Below are 15,433 nucleotides of genomic sequence, written 5' to 3' on the forward strand. Positions count from 1 at the left end.
TTACCCAGGGTGGCGCAATCGCCCTGACCCTTCCCGGATTCGCGATAGCTATTTCTTCTCCCGGATCTCGATCCGGCGGGTCTCCAGTGACGTGGGCCGAGATACGGGTATTGAGACGGTGAGTACCCCATTTTGGAGCTCGGCCGTCGACTTGGTGGCGTCCGCCCCCTCGGGTAACGGTAAAGATCGATAGAAATTGCCGTAGTCGCATTCGCTGTAAGTGTACGCCGTTTGTTCTCCCCTTGCCCCGTGCTTACGCTCGCCGCGAATCACGAGATTGTCGCTCGTGTGGAGCACCTGAATATCGTCCTTCTCGATCCCAGGGAGGTCGGCGCGGACCAGGAGTAGGCCGTCCTTTTCGCTGACTTCGATGCATGGCGACCAATCGGCCGGGATCAATCCCACTTCGCGGCGGAAGAGTTCTCGGCCTCGACCCACGAAGCCCGGCAACCGAACCCCAGAATTCTCGAAGAGGCGATCCATTTCCCGGGCGAATTGCCGAAGTAAGATGGGAGCGCCGCCCTCATCGGTTAATGGTGTGGACACAGCTTGACGCGGTCCGTCTGCCTTTTCCGGCAGCGGGCTCTTGATGTCGCATGTAGTCTGAGCAGGCATTTCTTTCACTTCCGCCATGATTGGTTCCTCAACAGTTCCTGTAGGACTTTGCCCGTTGTAGGGCAGATACGTCCTGACCTGGCTAACTGCAGCGATAGAAATTCGAAACCGTCGAAGCATTCACGCCGCCATCGGCAACCGAAGAAAGCCCCGGTCGTACGGGAATCCGTACGCGGGGCTTTCATAGCCGATTCGCCATCGCCCGTCTCGAGCAATGCGCTTCATCTGGAGTCTAGAACGCATCGCACCGGAGAAAAGTTCGCGGCATTCTCGATGCCATGATCATTTTCTCATCCTGTACGCAACGGCGACCGTGAGAAATGCAGGATCTTATTTACGATTGAGCATGACTCGTAGCTTTGCAATGGCACCGTGCATCCTCGATTTGACCGTGCCGAGCGGGATATCGAGCACATCGGCGATCTCGTCATAACGTAGACCTTCGTAGTAGGCCAAGCTGACCACCTGACTGAACCACTCCGGCAGGTTGGCCACGCATTGTTCGAGGTGTTCGAAGCGTTCCTTCTGCTCGAGTCTCTCGTGCGGATCCGCCTCACCGCCTTCCAGGTTTTCTGCCAGGCTCCCGGGTTCTCGGGACGTGATTGTTGCGTCGAGGCGAATACTCGGGAGTCGTCGCGAACGTCTCATGGCATCCACGGCGCGATGAGCGGCAATCGAGTAGAGCCAGGGCCGAGCCGACCAACCGTCCTGGTAGAGGTCGCACTTGGCGTGGACCTGGAGGAACGTGTCCTGAAGCACATCCTCGGCCATGGAAACATCCCCGACGCATCTCGCCAGATATCCGAGCAGTCGCCCGGAATGCCGGCGCACGATCTCGGCGAAGTCGTCTGGGAGTCGCTGATCGCGATAACGGCCGATGAGTTCGCCGTCGCTCACCTTTTCGACCCCTGTAGGGCCTTCAAGCAAAGGGTCCTGAGTCTCAAGAGGGATTTTATTTTGCAGATGAAGAGAACGTTTCTTTTTCCGAATCGCTATTCCGGCGTCGATTCCCCGAGCCGGGCTCGGAGCTTGAAGTGTTGCTGGCATAGAAAAGTCCTCATTCCTGAAGTCGTACAATCGTGTGGCATCGAGATTGACGCTTGACGGCCTCGACTCCGCTCCCCATTGTTTGGCCGGACGCTCTCGTGATCGATCATCAGTCCAATCGGTTGTGAACTATGATCCTGCTGAGCCACGCAAAGGGACATGGATAGTATTTTAGAAATCATAAATTGATTGAATAAAATAATTACGAATATTGAATAAATATATTAAGAGTTCATGCGATACTGTTGGGATTCGCTTCATTCGATGTCGTGACTCAATATCAGCCTCGTCATTTCTGCGGCTCCATCATGGCATGCGATGATGATGCCGGCTGCTAGTAAGTAAGTCGAAGGCAGCGAGGAAAACCCGAGTGCACGACCTACCGGACTGAATGGAATCAGGAGTGTCATGCAACTCGCAATGATCCTGCTCGCCACCAGGGCCTTGCCCGGTCGGCTTGAGTAGAAGGGCTTCCGCGTCCGGATGACGATCACGATGACCGAGGCCGAGATGACAGATTCCACGAACCATCCCGTGCGAAATTGATTTGGCCCCGCATGAAGCAAGAAGACTGTCGTGGAAGTCGCGAGGTCAAATAAAGAACTCAAGGTCCCAAAGACGAGCAGGAAGCGTCAGATGTCATGCAAGCCCCACTTGGCTTTGCCTCGCAATGCGGCCCGAGATTTGGCTATATCCCGTACTGAGGCCGTAATGAACCGCAAGGGCGTCGGCGGTCCGGCTGACGACGTTGGTTCCCTCGAAGCTGCAATTTGTCCTCTGCGAGAGCGTGGCCGTCGCAGGCCTGGCGCCGGCGGACTTGTCTGCCGGATAGGTCTCGCCCGTCAACGCGGATTCGTCGACATCGAGGTCTGTCGAATTGAGTAGCAGGCAATCGGAAGGCGCGATGTCCCCGGCATTCAAGAACACGAGGTCGTCCGGCATGACCTCGTCGGCGCGGACCTCGGTCTCAGACCCGTTGCGGAGGACGCTCGCTTTGATCTGCATGTGTGCTAGTAGGGCGCCGACGGCATTTGCGGCCGCATGCGCCAGGCTCATAAATCCACATAATCGACAGAGGCTAGTCGTCGAAGGTGATGAGGGGCTTGATCATGCCATCCTCCTTGGTCTCCATCATCCGTAGCGCCACCCCGACCTCGTCGAAGCGGAAATGATGCGTCGTCAGGAATGTGGGATCGACGCGATGCGATTCGATCAACCGCAGGAGTCTCTGCATTCGGACGTTGCCACCGGGGCACAGTCCCGTGCGGATCACCTGGTCGCCCATCCCTACACCCCACTCCAACCTGGGAATCTCGATAGAATCGCCGTGCCCGAAGTATCCCGCGATAGAGATCGTGCCGCCGGGACGAGTCGCCCTGACGCATGACCTGAAGGTCGTGGGCGCGCCGAGGCATTCGATGGATGAATCAACCCCAGCATTTCCCGTTAGGCGTTGGATTTCCGCGATGACGTCGCCCTGCGCCGGGTCGATCACGACATCGGCCCCGTAGTTCTTCGCCAACTCCTGACGCCTGGGAATGGACTCGACGGCGATCACCAACCCTGCGCCGAGCAGGCGGGCCCCGACCGTCGCCATCAGGCCCACCGGCCCCTGGGCGAAGATCGCCACGGTCCCACCCAGGGGAATGGCGGCATGCTCGGCTGCCATGAAGCCGGTCGAGAGCATGTCGGCGCAGTAGACTGCGGCATAATCGGGGATCGCGTCGGGGATCGCCGTCAAATTCGCCCTGGCGTCGTTGACGTGGAAATACTCGGCGAGGACGCCATCCTTGACGTTGGCGAACTTCCAACCGCCCAGCATATGACCGCACTGCGAACTGTAGCCCCTCTGGCAGTTTTCGCAGGAGAAATCCGGCGTGATGGCACCGACCAGGACCCGGTCTCCCTCGCGGAAGCCTTTCACCTCCGAACCGAGCTTGGCGACGATCCCGACCGCCTCATGGCCGAGCGTCAGGTTATGTCGTTCCCCGACGCCGCCGCGGAGCGTATGCACGTCAGACGTGCAGATCAGGGCCCGTGTCGTCCTCACCACCGCGTCATTGGGGCCGGGGTCGGGGATGGGCTTCTCGATGAATCCGACCTCGCCGATCCCCTTCATCACGAAGGCTTTCATGGTGTTCGACATTGAATTCACCTACTCGCATGCGAAGAGTTCGGATCAACAGGGGTCTTAACTGCCCTGGCGACCGGCTTGCTGGTTGCCGCGGCCGATGCTGATCATGCGGTCTCGGATCGACGGCGACTCGGCCAGGGCATGTTGCATCTCGGCGGATTCGCGGGACTTCTCGGCGGCCATCTCTCGCGATATCGTCGGCCTGCCGCTCCGCTGTTCGCCCAGTCGCCTCTCCGCTTCCGTCCAATCCTGTTTGTCGGAGCCTTCGGGTCGCCCGCGCTCATGCCATATCGTGAAGGCGAGGAGCGCGATCTCGTCCTGCTCGGCGTCCCCAGATTCAGTCGGTTTTTCGTGCGGCGAGGTCGGCCGCTCTTCGAGGCCTGGCACGATCGCGACATCGAGCCTGTTGGGGGCACTGGTTGCGGAAGCCTCGGCGAGTGCCGCGGTTCGCAAGTCTTGATCCTCTCGATGAGTAAGGCGAGACATGATCAGCCTCCATTATTGATTAGCGGATGTTGTTGTCGACATCTCCGATTGGAACTACAGGCTCACGCTCGACCCGTCACAACGCCTTTGTGGGCCTCGCCCGGCGAAGGAGACGATTGGGCCATTGGGGTCTTCACGGTGAGGACCGGACCCTTGGCCATCCTCATCACGGCCTCCGCGACGCTCCCCATCAAGGCCCGATTCAGGCCGCTCCTCCCATGTGTCCCCAGCACGATGAAGGTTCGTCCCGGTTCCTCGGACGCGAGCTGAACAATCTTATCTGCTACGGAACCCTGGAGGAGTCGGATAGCCACGGCATGTCTGAGATCCGTACCCTCAAGATCGCCCGCCATCGCCATCAGGGATTCGCGGATCGACTGCAAATCCGAAGGAATGTAGAAGGACTCGTACACCATGGGTTCGGGCGGAACCACATGCACCAACATGAGGCGCGACCCGCGATCTCTGGCGAGTTCGCGAGCTGTCTGAAGGGCGGCCTTCGAACACTCCGAAAAGTCCGTCGGATGGATGACGACCTCGTCCGAGTTGGCTGTACCGACTTCGATCGCCTGTCGGACCGCCAGGACTGGAGATTGAGCGCGACGCAGGACCTCTTCGGCGACGCTACCGGTGATGAGCCGTTGTAACCCCGTCCGTCCATGCGTGCCCATGACGATCAAGTCGCTGCCCGTCTCCGCGGCTTCTTGAAGGATGACATCCGCCGGCATACCCTCTCGCGTCCGATATGCAACTTCGAGGGGGCGATCCGGCGTATAACCGATGCGAAGCTTCTCTCGGTCATGTTCATAGTCGCAAATATCGGGCTCGATGTGTTTGAATCTGACGGTCTGTTGGGTGCTATACACCGTATCTTCGGCGTTAAACTTCGGCGCGAGGGCGTGCAAGATCACCATGCGGGTCGAGTTCGGACGGGCCAGCGAGCAGGCAACATGGAAGGCCTCGCGTGAATTCTCGGAGTAGTCGGCGGCAATCAGGATTTGACGGAAGGGTAGCATTTTCGTCTCCCTTGAAGCCTTTGAAGTTTCGAGATTTCGGCACGCGCAAGCAGGAGAGAGGTGGGACCCGGAACAACCTGAGAATCGAGGCGAGTACTATCCGGGAAACGGTCTCTCTCCATAGCTAGGGCCCGCCTGGACCATCACTGATAGCAAAAGACCGGCACGGGGCTTCCTTTGAGGACAGTTCCCGTAACCGAACCGAGGACGAATTCCCGCACGATCGGCTGGCCATAGACCCCCATGACGATGAGCCCTGCATCGTAGTGGTCGACCTTGTTGAGGATCACTTCCGCGGGCGGAATCGAGGATTCAAGAGCGTGGGGTACGGCCTCGATCTCGTGGTGTTTCAGGAACTCCATGGCCCGATCGACATGAGCCTCGGCGAGTGGTCGCTTTTCTTCCACGCTCAATACGTGGACCTTGCGGGACCGACCCAGGCCAGACGCCTCGAATGCGTAGAGGGCGCGTGACGCTTGCAGGCTGCCGTCATACGCCAACACGATAGCCTCGCCGCCTCGAGGTGACTTCGGCACACTCATCACGGGCCGGGGGCTATCCCGCAGGACCTTGCCAATCGTTACGTCGGGGTTAGTTTCGTGTTCATATTCGAAGTGGGTCTCCTGGCCCAGCAAAATCAGGTCAAAGCGCTGCGCCTCCTTGAGGATCTGGACGAAGGGCGTGCCTATTCCCTCGAGCGTCTTACACGACACGCCGACCTCCTTGCATCGGAGGACGAACCGCTCCAGTATGTCCTTCACATGCTGACTCGTGCCCGAGAGGTAAAGCGGCATGGGATCCACGCCGTGCCAATCGCGACGGGATTGGAAGACCCTCATCTCGGAGAGGCGAAGTCCCGGTTCATCGACGACGCCCATGCCGACGAGCAGGGCGTCGAACCGCCTTGCCAATTGCAGGCCCAGTTCCTCAACAGAGTCGCTCACCTCCGACCCGTCGAGGCCCAGCAGGATGCTCTTCAACATCACTCACTCTCCCCGAGGCGCTAGCGGACGCCTCCCCTTGAATTCAGCGGACGCCTTGATATTCCGACGGCTCGGGATCGGACGCGATATCGCCGCGAGGATGGCAGCGGCATGCCTTCACATGGACCTCGACCTCTCGATCCAGGGCTTCGCGGTATGCGGCGACGTCGGCGATGGCGAGGTCGATCGCGTCCCGATGCCAATCGCTCTGCGCACCGTCGCGATAGCGGGACAACAACTCCGAAAGTTGGGCGATGCCAGCGGCCTCGGAGTAGCACTCGGCCCAGATCTCCGGGAAATGTCGGTGATGCACCCGCTTGGTGGGTAATTCGCAGAGCGAGCACATTCCGTCCTTGACCACCACGCGCTCAAGATCGGTCTCCATGGCAGACGTCCCCCACTGAGGAAAGTGCCTTATGGTGCTCGCTGGCGTCTTACCGCCGGCGAGTCATTAGGGTCGAACACGGGGTCGATCTTCATGCCTTCAACGCCGATCGATCGCGGCAGGTTCCACGATGAAGGCGACCTTGGCCGTGATGTGGTACTCGGAGATGCAACCCGACTCGACGACGGCCGTGTTGCGGATGATGTCGAGTCCGGTGACGTGCCGGACAGTCTTCGAGACCCTTGCCACGAGCGACCTGGCGGCGTCCTCCCAACTCAACCGGGAAACCCCGACCATTTCCTCGACCTTCACGACCGCCGGAGATTGAGCGTGTTCGACTGGCATGTGATATCCTCCTGATATAGGGGGCCTTCTGAAGCAATGTCTGGGACGAGGGACGAGCGTGGTTAACCGTCACTCGGGACTTGCGCGCTAACCCTCGACCGGCTTGGCGGCCAGGGGGGTGAAGGCGGCGGCATCGCTCCGGCCTGCGGCTGCGCAGGAGGACCTCGCTACGGCCCTCTGGACGGGAACATCATCTCCGTGATTGAGCCAGGCCAGCGCATGGTCGGCAGCGGCCCCTGAGAATTCCCGGCGGGATTGCTCGCGGATGGCCCGGGAGAGTGCCTGATGGAACGAGGGACGGAGCGCCACGGAGCGGAGGGCTCGGACTTCGCCGGTATCCGCGTCGATCAGCGTGATCCAGAGGGTCAACCACAGGCGGGAATAGGCCTCCGCCGTGAGGCTGACCTCAGCGGGGACGAAGCGTTCGCGTTCCGGGATCAGGTGCCAGTTGAAGGGTTCAGCGTAGGACCAAATTGGGGAGTCGCCGAACCGATAAGCGAGGACGATCCACGGCCCCTCGACGATCAATGCGAACTCGGCCTCCGCTTTCTGGATGGTCGAGGCCAGACGCCCGGTGATGCACCGTTGCGCGATGATCAATTCGTGGAAACCCCTGCGACAGTGGAATCGCGAGCCATCCGGCGTGGGGGTCGATCGGTCGGAAGTTCCAGCAACACTCTGAAACGTTTCCATGGGGTCGCTCCTTGGCTGGGGAAGGCCGAACTCCTAGGCCCTGGCCGGGGCGGCATTCAGGTCTGCACAGGACTGCCTGGGGATGCAGAGTTCCTCGCGAAAGATCCCTATACTCGTCGGTGCCTCGATCCCCAATCGGACCTGATTACCTTTGATGCTGACCACGCTGATGCGGATGTTGCCATCGATGACGATGGCTTCTTTCAACTTGCGGCTTAGTACCAGCATCGCTTTCGACTCCATTCAAGGTGCAATGAGGAAAATGCCCTAATCAGGCTTGGAAGGCGCATCCAGGCACGACGCCTCGCTCGCAGGGGAGTAATCGTCAGAAGTTTTCTTTTGTTCGTGTCCGGCCGCGGCGACTTGGATGTGATTAATAACCCGCCGGGTGCCCGCGATCTCAGAGACGATCGCCTGAGCCAATTGCTTGAGATACTGGTTGGGTAGGCGACCGCGAATCATCACGACCTGATCACATGCGAGACATGAGACGTCGCGCAATGCCAGGTAACTGGTTCTGCGCAAACAGGCCTCAGCCTCGAGGCCTACGTCTGCCGGATGCCCATCGGGACTTGGGAAGGCTTGTGTTGTGCAGTCGCGGACTAGGCTGAAAACCGATGCGTTCATGATGCCGACTCCTGGCGTCCTCGGATGGTTGATCCATCTTCGGGCCGAGGCGGCAGCCATTACCGCAAAGGTATGTGCCGGGAAGGGGCTTTCCCGGATTTCCGTTCATCGGATGTGGTACGAGGCGCAAGAAACAAGCCCCGTCCATGCGTTGATTTGCACGGCGGGGCCACCATAGCCTCGATCACTTGCCCATCACGAGCAAGGTGGAATCGACTATAGCCGCGCGAATTTCCGGCATCAAGGGGTTTCTCCCGGAATAATTGCTGTTGCGGGGAAAATTATCGCGTGACGAGCTCGGGGCTCCTCAGCGGATCATTCGTCGTGTAGCCTAGAAATCAGCGTCCGTATCGCTCATGACGTGGCGGTACGAACTCGGGTCGAGAGAGCCCTTGTCCGAGCAACTTAATCGCTCGGTCACATCATTCCCTGGCTCGCGACCTGAGGACACGCATGGAAAGTGATCAACTTTTCGAACGATACCGAGAGTTTCAGGAATACGTTGGATGGGCGGAGGACGACGCGGCTCGAATCGCGGCCGTCGCCCCGTTGATCGACCAGGACCTCCCCGGCCTCATCGACGACTTCTACGCACAGATTGAGCGCCACCCCGAGGCGAGCAAGGTTATCACCGGCGGGCAACCCCAGATTGAGCGACTCAAGGGGACGTTACTGCGTTGGGTCCGCGAATTGCTCTCGGGTAAGTACGACGATGCATACGTCGAACGTCGTCGGAAGGTCGGCGAGCGGCATGTCGAGATCGGCCTCGAACAGGTCTACACCAATGTCGCGCTTTCTCGGCTCAGGACGGGCCTGAGTCGGTCGCTTCAGGCCCGCTGGGATGGGGATGCGTGCCTCTTCAACGAGACGACCAGGTCGCTCGACAAGCTCCTCGACCTCGACCTGGCGATCATTGAAGGGGCGTATCAGGCCGAGTACTCCCGGCGCCTGCAGAATACAGAACGCCTGGCGACGCTCGGCCAGATTGCTGGAGGGGTGGCCCATGAGCTTCGCAATCCCCTGAATGTGGTGAAGACATCGGTCTACTATCTGCTCAATGCTCGCAATCCGACGCCGGAGAAGAAGGCCGAGCATCTCAGCAGGATTGAAAGGCAGGTGGAACTGGCCGATGGCGTCATCAAGACGCTCTCGGATTTCGCCAGGATGCCGATGCCTTCCCTGGCCCCCGTCCCGGTCGAGCCTTGCGTGTTCGAGGCCCTCGAGGCTTATCCCCCGAGCAAGTCCATCCGCCTGTTGCTCGAGTTCCCGCCGAGCCTGAGGGATGCTCTGGCCGACGCGGACCAACTCCGGATCGTCTTCGGGAACCTCATCCGCAACGCACGCGATGCGATGATCCACGGCGGGGACCTCTCGATCAGCGGGAGCGACATCGACGATGTGGTCGAAGTCGCAGTCTCCGACACCGGCATAGGCATCCCCGAGGCGGACCTCTCGCGTATCCTCGAACCTCTCTACTCGACCAAGTCACGCGGCCTTGGTCTCGGCCTTGCCATCGTGCGAACGATCCTCGATAAGAGCGGGGGCAGCCTTCGGGTGGACAGTCAACTTGGCAAGGGAAGCGTCTTCACGGTACGGTTGCTGGCCGCCACGACGTCATCGAGGGGGATGTCACGTGTCTGACTCCTACGTGCCGAGTATCCTGGTCGTCGACGACGAGCGGGACATATGCAGCAATCTCACCGACATCCTTGTGGACTTCGGCTACCGGGTTGATAGCGCCTACGATGGTTTCTTGGCGCTGGATCTCATCCGGGAGCGTCATTATGATGTCGCGATTCTCGACCTGAAGATGCCGGGGATGGACGGCCTGACCCTCTATCGCGAGATCAAGAAGTTGCGGGCCGAGACGGTGGCGATCCTCGTCACGGCCTATGCAGGCGAAGTAACATCCGGCGAGGCGCTCAATGCCGGGGCCTGGCGCGTGCTGCCCAAGCCCGTCAACATGTCGACACTCCTGAAGCTGGTCGGCCTGGCGAACGACGAGCCGCTGGTCCTGCTGGTGGATGACGACCGCGAGCTCTGCCGGAGCTTGTGGGACGTACTGCGAGAGCACGGCTTCCGCGTCGGGCTAGCCCACGACGCGGCTGGCGCCTCCGAGCAACTTCGTGGGATGAACTATCAACTCGCGCTGATCGACATGAAACTGCCGAATGGCGACGGGTCCGAGGTATACCGGCTCGTCCGCGGGGCCGTCCCCGAGGCCCGCACCGTAGTGATCACCGGCTGCCGTCCTGAGATGGACGGCCTCATCGATCGCGTACTCGCCGAGGGCGCCGACGCGGCTTGCTACAAGCCGTTCGACGTCCCCGGTCTCCTGAAGACCCTCGGGCATCTGATGGAGACGAAGGGAGCTTCGCGATGACCTCGGTGAAACCTCTACATATCGTGGTCATCGAAGATGATGCGGACACGCGGAGCAATCTCTGCGATATCCTTGAGCTGGACGATCATCGCGTCGAGATGGCGGGATCGGCCGCCGAGGCCTTGGCCCGTCCCGACTGGTCGTCCGTGTCGGCCATCATCCTCGACCGCGGACTCCCCGACTCCACCGCCGACGAACTCCTGCCGCGCCTGCGCTCCATCGCCCCGAACGCCGCCGTGATCATCGTCACTGGCTATTCCGACCTGGGCGGTGCGGTCTCCGCCCTCAGGCAAGGAGCCACTGACTATATCCTGAAGCCCATCGCCGCTGAAGAACTGAAGGCCAGGCTCAGACACATCGCGAGCTACCGCGAGGCCCAGGAAGCGTTGCGAATCGCCGAGAGACGGTCCCGGATCCTCATCCAGAATTCCTCGGACGTCATCACCGCACTCGACCGGGACGGGACCATCCTCTATCAAAGCCCTTCCATCGAGCGCATGCTCGGTTACTCGTCGGATGTCCGCGTCGGGCAGAACGTCTTCCGCGACGCGATCGTCCACCCGGACGACCTCCTGCTCAAGAGGGCCTTCCTTGACGAGACGACTCGACGACGAGGCGTCCAGATCACCGCGGAGTTCCGACTGCGCCACGCGGATGGCACCTGGCGACATATCGAAGCCGTAGGGCAGGATTTGCTCGATGTGCCCGGCGTCGAGGCGATCGTCGCAAGCTATCGCGACATCACCGAACGAAAACGTTCCGAAGAGGCGTTGCGGGCCAGTGAGGAGCGGTTCAGGCGACTCTTCGAGGCTGGAATCGTAGGAATCGGCACGAGCGATCGCGACGGGAATTGGCTCGAAGCCAACGACGAGCTACTTCGGATCCTGGACTACAGCAGGGGAGAGCTGGAAGCCGGGGAAGTGCGACGGACTGAGATGACCCCGTCGAAATATTGGCCGCTCGATGAACAAGGGATCGCAGAGGCGATTAACTACGGGGCTTGCTCGCCTTACGAGAAGGAATACATTCGAAAAGATGGTGCGCTCGTACCAGTATTGATTGGTTATGCGAGACTGGGACGAGGTGGCGATAAGTATATTTGTATCGTGCTTGATTTGTCCGAGATCAAGCGGGCGGATCGCGAGGTGCGCCGGGAGCGAGACTTCATCGAGGGCCTGATCGAGGCGGCGCCGGCCATGGTGCTGGTGCTCGACCCAGCGGGACGCATCCGCCGCTCGAACAGGTTCGCCGAGGATCTCTGCGGGTATCCCGCCGGATCGCTTTCAAATCGCGACTTCTTCGAGACCCTGCTTCCGGCCAGAGAGAAGGCGAGTCTGCGAGAAGCGTTCGTGCACAGTAATGGGGATACACTCGCGACGGGAACGTCGAACACGATCATCACGCGAGGTGGGCAGGAGCGGGAAGTTCGTTGGTCGCATCGAATTCTCAAGGATGCCGAATCGAAGGTGACAGGCATCCTCGCGATTGGGCAGGATATCACGGACCTCCGAGAGGCCCAGGAGCGCGCCCTGCGTGCCGAGCGCCTTGCGGCAATCGGCCAGATGGTTGCGGGCCTGGCCCACGAGAGTCGCAATGCCCTACAACGCAGTCAAGCATGCCTCGAGATGCTCGCCCTGCACGTCCAGGATCGGCCCAAGGCGCTCGACCTCATCACTCGGCTCCAAAGGGCACAGGACGACCTCCATTACCTTTATGAGGGCGTCCGAGAATACGCGGCGCCCATTCGCTTGGAACGATGCATCTGCAATCTCGCCGAGGTCTGGCATGAGGCATGGGCGACACTGGAGCCTCTTCATGCAGGCCGCAGTGCGAGGCTCCGAGAGGATTGCGATGGGACGCATCTGGGATGCGCCGCCGATCCGTTCCGCCTGGGACAGGTCTTCCGCAATATCTTCGAGAATTCCCTAGCCGCATGCCGGGATCCAGTCGAGGTCGATATCGGTTGTTCGGATACCAAGTTGAACGGCCAGTCCGCCGTGAAGATTGCGATCTGCGACAATGGGCCGGGACTCGGCGCGCAGGATTTGGACAGGATCTTCGAGCCATTCTACACGACCAAGACGAAGGGGACCGGGCTGGGCATGGCCATCGTCCGTAGGATCATCGACGCCCATGGGGGAACGATCGAGGTGGGAACGCGAGTCGATCGGGGAGCGGAGTTCATCATCACATTGCCTCGGGGGAAGCCATGAATCGATCGTTACGCATCGCTGTCGCCGACGACGAGGCCGACATGCGAGACTATTTCTCCACGATCCTGCCACACCTGGGGCACGAGGTAGTCGCGGCGGCGAAGACGGGGCTCGAGTTGGTGGAAAGCTGTCGCATTACCAAGCCGGACCTCGTCATCACCGACATCAAGATGCCCGACATGGATGGCATCGATGCGGCTGCCCGCTTGTACAAGGATGCTGCCGTCCCCGTCATTCTCGTATCGGCCCACCACGACACAACCACGGTCCGTCGCGCCGATGGGGATTACGTGATGGCCTATTTGGTGAAGCCGATCAAGCAAGCGGACCTCGAGCCGGCGATTGCCGTTGCCATACGTCGATTCGATCAGTTTCAGGCCTTGCAGAAGGAGGCTGCCGACCTGAAGCAGGCGCTCGAAGATCGCAAGGTCATCGAGAAGGCGAAGGGACTGCTCATGAAGAAGGCAAGCCTCGACGAACATGATGCCTTCCGCCGCTTGCAAAAGCTGGCGAGCGACAAGAACAAGAAGCTCATCGAGATTGCCCGCATGCTCGTCATGGCCGAGGAGGCTTATGGGGGATAACTGTGGACCGCGGGCCTCACATTCGTGTCGCCGCATGTACAACGCCCTATTTCGCTCTCGAGTTGAGGGTCAGGGCGATTGCGCCACCCTGGGTAATATGTGATAACTGGAGCATGGCGGATCGCGACGGCCCGGGCAAGAGCCCGGGGCGCGAGACGCCCATGCTCGACGGGCATCCATCATGGCTCGGGCCAAGTCCGCTCAGATCCAGCGACACTTCTCCGAGCTCACCGAACCGCGCCGAGGCCGGGTCATCTACCCGCTCGTCAACATCGTCGCCATCGCCGTCTGCGCCGTCATCGCGGGAGCCGACGACTTCGTCTCCATCGCCGCCTGGGCACGGCACAAGCGCGACTGGCTCGCCAGGTTCCTCGACCTCGACAGCGGCATCCCCTCGCACGACCGCTTCAACGCCGTCCTCGCCGCCATCAGGCCCGCCGAGTTCGAGAAGTGCCTGCTGAATTGGATCACGGCCCTCCACGAGATCACCGCCGGCCAGGTCGTCGCCATCGACGGCAAGGCGGCTCGAGCGCAGCTTCGACAAGGGCACGGGCAAGTCGGCCATCCACATGGTCAGCGCCTGGGCCACGGCCAACCACGTCAGCCTGGGCCAGGTGGTCACCGACGCCAAGAGCAACGAGATCACGGCGATCCCCGTCCTCCTGCAGATGCTGGAGATCTCCGGGGCCCTGGTGACGATCGACGCGATGGGCTGCCAGACGGAGATCGCAGGCGCCATCGTGGCCGGCGGGGCCGACTACGTGCTGGCGGTGAAGGGGAACCAGCCGACGCTGCACGCGGCGATCGAGGAGTTCTTCCTGAAGCACGTGGAGGACGGCTTCGCGAAGGTGGCGGCGGGCGAGCACGAGTCGAGCGAGAAGGGTCACGGGCGGAAGGAGACGAGGACGTACCTGATCTGCGACGCCCCGGAGGCCCTGGCCGACCGTGGCCGCTGGCCGGGGCTGAGGCGGATCGGCGTGGCGATCGGCGAGGGGACGCGTGGCGGCAAGCCCAGCGGCGACGTGCGCTATTACATCACGAGCCGCGACCTTGACGCGAAGGGGTTCGCTGCGGCGGTGCGGGGCCATTGGTCGATCGAGAACAGCTGCCATTGGTCGCTGGACGTGACGTTCGGCGAGGACCAGAGCCGTCTGCGGCGAGGCCACGCGGACGCGAACTTCAGCGCGTTGCGTCGGACGGCGTTGAGCCTACTGAAGAACAACAAGTCGGAGAAGATCGGATTGAAGGGCAAGAGATTGATAGCGGCGACGAGCGATGCTTATCTCGAGCAAGTGCTATTCTCGAAGTAACTTATGGTGCAATCGCCCTGAGTTGAGGGGCGACCGGGTCTATTAATGTGCAATTCGGTGAATACAACGTTTGATCCGTCCTCGGGCCCAATCGGCGTCGATCATCCATAAAAGCTGGCGTAAGCATGCCCTGGCGTGAAGCCTGCGGCCATCCTCGCGGCACCCGACATGGTGGGGAGGTGAGACCGATGACTCATGCGAAACGTTTCGGATTGACGTTCCTGGTCCTGCTCGCGGCGAGCGTCCTCGTCCTCGCACAGGAGAAGCGACGTGGTCGTACCGAATTCATGCGAGAGAAATTGGTCCACTCCAAGGAAATACTTGAGGGCCTGACGCGAGCCGACTTCTCGCAGATCAAGAAGGCAACGGCCGAGCTCAAGGCGATGAAAGAGTCGCCCGAGTGGCCGTCGATGAGCCGCCCCGTCATGACAAGATACAGCTTTTATACACTCGAGTTCGAAGAGCTTCTCGCACAACTCGATGAAAAGGCCGACGAGAAGAACATCGAAGGTTCAACCCTTGCCTATCTCAGCCTTACGGCGAATTGCGTGAACTGCCACAAGGAGTTGCGAGCACAAGACAAGTGAACCAGTCTTTTTTATCGATTGCTGA

Annotated in this window: 18 protein-coding genes and 1 pseudogene; 6 read left to right on the forward strand and 13 right to left on the reverse strand. The window is 60.6% G+C overall.

Annotation, left to right across the window (positions count from 1 at the left end):
- Positions 1-48: 48 nt before the first annotated feature.
- From ACOYYX_RS29475 to ACOYYX_RS29535, 13 genes are all read right to left on the reverse strand, one after another.
- Positions 49-633 carry an Hsp20/alpha crystallin family protein gene (locus tag ACOYYX_RS29475; protein ID WP_422926283.1) on the reverse strand — a complete coding sequence of 195 codons (585 nt, stop codon included), beginning with the start codon at positions 631-633 and terminating at the stop codon, positions 49-51.
- A 312-nt stretch (positions 634-945) separates the two neighbouring features.
- Positions 946-1,662 (reverse strand): RNA polymerase sigma factor, encoded by a 717-nt coding sequence (locus ACOYYX_RS29480; protein WP_422926284.1) that lies wholly within the window; start codon positions 1,660-1,662, stop codon positions 946-948.
- A gap of 257 nt (positions 1,663-1,919) precedes the next feature.
- Positions 1,920-2,270 (reverse strand): cation transporting ATPase C-terminal domain-containing protein, encoded by a 351-nt coding sequence (locus ACOYYX_RS29485; protein ID WP_422926285.1) that lies wholly within the window; start codon positions 2,268-2,270, stop codon positions 1,920-1,922.
- Positions 2,271-2,301: 31 nt separating this feature from the next.
- Positions 2,302-2,718, reverse strand: coding sequence for a hypothetical protein (locus ACOYYX_RS29490; RefSeq protein ID WP_422926286.1), 417 nt, complete (start codon positions 2,716-2,718; stop codon positions 2,302-2,304).
- 22 nt (positions 2,719-2,740) lie between these two features.
- The gene (locus tag ACOYYX_RS29495; RefSeq protein WP_422931674.1) at positions 2,741-3,796 is read right to left on the reverse strand and encodes an NAD(P)-dependent alcohol dehydrogenase; all 1,056 of its coding nucleotides are present in this window, start codon (positions 3,794-3,796) and stop codon (positions 2,741-2,743) included.
- Between the two features lie 57 nt (positions 3,797-3,853).
- On the reverse strand, positions 3,854-4,249 hold the full coding sequence (locus ACOYYX_RS29500; protein WP_422926287.1) for a DUF2934 domain-containing protein: 396 nt from the start codon (positions 4,247-4,249) through the stop codon (positions 3,854-3,856).
- Between the two features lie 95 nt (positions 4,250-4,344).
- A complete protein-coding gene (locus ACOYYX_RS29505; protein ID WP_422926288.1) occupies positions 4,345-5,298 on the reverse strand; it encodes a universal stress protein in 954 nt (317 codons plus the stop codon).
- A gap of 143 nt (positions 5,299-5,441) precedes the next feature.
- Entirely contained in the window at positions 5,442-6,281 is an 840-nt protein-coding gene (locus tag ACOYYX_RS29510; RefSeq protein WP_422926289.1) for a universal stress protein, read from the reverse strand.
- A 43-nt stretch (positions 6,282-6,324) separates the two neighbouring features.
- Positions 6,325-6,666: a hypothetical protein gene (locus tag ACOYYX_RS29515; protein WP_422926290.1), complete on the reverse strand. Its 342-nt coding sequence runs from the start codon at positions 6,664-6,666 to the stop codon at positions 6,325-6,327.
- A gap of 99 nt (positions 6,667-6,765) precedes the next feature.
- On the reverse strand, positions 6,766-7,011 hold the full coding sequence (locus tag ACOYYX_RS29520; protein ID WP_422926291.1) for a dodecin family protein: 246 nt from the start codon (positions 7,009-7,011) through the stop codon (positions 6,766-6,768).
- Between the two features lie 87 nt (positions 7,012-7,098).
- The gene (locus tag ACOYYX_RS29525; RefSeq protein ID WP_422926292.1) at positions 7,099-7,704 is read right to left on the reverse strand and encodes a hypothetical protein; all 606 of its coding nucleotides are present in this window, start codon (positions 7,702-7,704) and stop codon (positions 7,099-7,101) included.
- Positions 7,705-7,737: 33 nt separating this feature from the next.
- Positions 7,738-7,932, reverse strand: coding sequence for a carbon storage regulator CsrA (gene csrA / locus ACOYYX_RS29530; RefSeq protein ID WP_422926293.1), 195 nt, complete (start codon positions 7,930-7,932; stop codon positions 7,738-7,740).
- A 39-nt stretch (positions 7,933-7,971) separates the two neighbouring features.
- Positions 7,972-8,331 (reverse strand): BON domain-containing protein, encoded by a 360-nt coding sequence (locus tag ACOYYX_RS29535; protein ID WP_422926294.1) that lies wholly within the window; start codon positions 8,329-8,331, stop codon positions 7,972-7,974.
- Positions 8,332-8,784: 453 nt separating this feature from the next.
- Here ACOYYX_RS29535 and ACOYYX_RS29540 point away from each other — a divergent pair, with 453 nt between their 5' ends.
- The 6 genes and pseudogenes from ACOYYX_RS29540 (at position 8,785) to ACOYYX_RS29565 (ending at position 15,408) form a co-directional block, all read left to right on the forward strand.
- Entirely contained in the window at positions 8,785-9,972 is a 1,188-nt protein-coding gene (locus ACOYYX_RS29540) for a protoglobin domain-containing protein (protein ID WP_422926295.1), read from the forward strand.
- A complete protein-coding gene (locus ACOYYX_RS29545; protein ID WP_422926296.1) occupies positions 9,965-10,714 on the forward strand; it encodes a response regulator in 750 nt (249 codons plus the stop codon). The genes ACOYYX_RS29540 and ACOYYX_RS29545 overlap by 8 nt, the downstream gene beginning before the upstream one ends.
- A complete protein-coding gene (locus ACOYYX_RS29550) occupies positions 10,711-12,927 on the forward strand; it encodes a PAS domain S-box protein (RefSeq protein ID WP_422926297.1) in 2,217 nt (738 codons plus the stop codon). The genes ACOYYX_RS29545 and ACOYYX_RS29550 overlap by 4 nt, the downstream gene beginning before the upstream one ends.
- On the forward strand, positions 12,924-13,511 hold the full coding sequence (locus tag ACOYYX_RS29555; protein ID WP_422926298.1) for an ANTAR domain-containing response regulator: 588 nt from the start codon (positions 12,924-12,926) through the stop codon (positions 13,509-13,511). Before ACOYYX_RS29550 ends, ACOYYX_RS29555 begins: the two co-directional genes overlap by 4 nt.
- Before the next feature lie 181 nt (positions 13,512-13,692).
- Positions 13,693-14,821, forward strand: a pseudogene (locus ACOYYX_RS29560) (ISAs1 family transposase).
- A gap of 188 nt (positions 14,822-15,009) precedes the next feature.
- A complete protein-coding gene (locus ACOYYX_RS29565; protein WP_422926299.1) occupies positions 15,010-15,408 on the forward strand; it encodes a hypothetical protein in 399 nt (132 codons plus the stop codon).
- Positions 15,409-15,433: the final 25 nt, after the last annotated feature.

The sequence above is a fragment of the Singulisphaera chitinilytica genome (assembly GCF_049331405.1).
Taxonomy (GTDB): domain Bacteria; phylum Planctomycetota; class Planctomycetia; order Isosphaerales; family Isosphaeraceae; genus PoT.

Coding starts and splice junctions, on each gene's coding strand:
- ACOYYX_RS29490 (WP_422926286.1), bottom strand. CDS start 2,718: ATGAGCCTGGCGCATGCGGCCGCAAATGCCGTCGGCGCCCTACTAGCA.
- ACOYYX_RS29495 (WP_422931674.1), bottom strand. CDS start 3,796: ATGAAAGCCTTCGTGATGAAGGGGATCGGCGAGGTCGGATTCATCGAG.
- ACOYYX_RS29515 (WP_422926290.1), bottom strand. CDS start 6,666: ATGGAGACCGATCTTGAGCGCGTGGTGGTCAAGGACGGAATGTGCTCG.
- csrA (WP_422926293.1), bottom strand. CDS start 7,932: ATGCTGGTACTAAGCCGCAAGTTGAAAGAAGCCATCGTCATCGATGGC.
- ACOYYX_RS29555 (WP_422926298.1), top strand. CDS start 12,924: ATGAATCGATCGTTACGCATCGCTGTCGCCGACGACGAGGCCGACATG.
- ACOYYX_RS29520 (WP_422926291.1), bottom strand. CDS start 7,011: ATGCCAGTCGAACACGCTCAATCTCCGGCGGTCGTGAAGGTCGAGGAA.
- ACOYYX_RS29550 (WP_422926297.1), top strand. CDS start 10,711: ATGACCTCGGTGAAACCTCTACATATCGTGGTCATCGAAGATGATGCG.
- ACOYYX_RS29565 (WP_422926299.1), top strand. CDS start 15,010: ATGACTCATGCGAAACGTTTCGGATTGACGTTCCTGGTCCTGCTCGCG.
- ACOYYX_RS29540 (WP_422926295.1), top strand. CDS start 8,785: ATGGAAAGTGATCAACTTTTCGAACGATACCGAGAGTTTCAGGAATAC.
- ACOYYX_RS29510 (WP_422926289.1), bottom strand. CDS start 6,281: ATGTTGAAGAGCATCCTGCTGGGCCTCGACGGGTCGGAGGTGAGCGAC.
- ACOYYX_RS29535 (WP_422926294.1), bottom strand. CDS start 8,331: ATGAACGCATCGGTTTTCAGCCTAGTCCGCGACTGCACAACACAAGCC.
- ACOYYX_RS29480 (WP_422926284.1), bottom strand. CDS start 1,662: ATGCCAGCAACACTTCAAGCTCCGAGCCCGGCTCGGGGAATCGACGCC.
- ACOYYX_RS29475 (WP_422926283.1), bottom strand. CDS start 633: ATGGCGGAAGTGAAAGAAATGCCTGCTCAGACTACATGCGACATCAAG.
- ACOYYX_RS29525 (WP_422926292.1), bottom strand. CDS start 7,704: ATGGAAACGTTTCAGAGTGTTGCTGGAACTTCCGACCGATCGACCCCC.
- ACOYYX_RS29505 (WP_422926288.1), bottom strand. CDS start 5,298: ATGCTACCCTTCCGTCAAATCCTGATTGCCGCCGACTACTCCGAGAAT.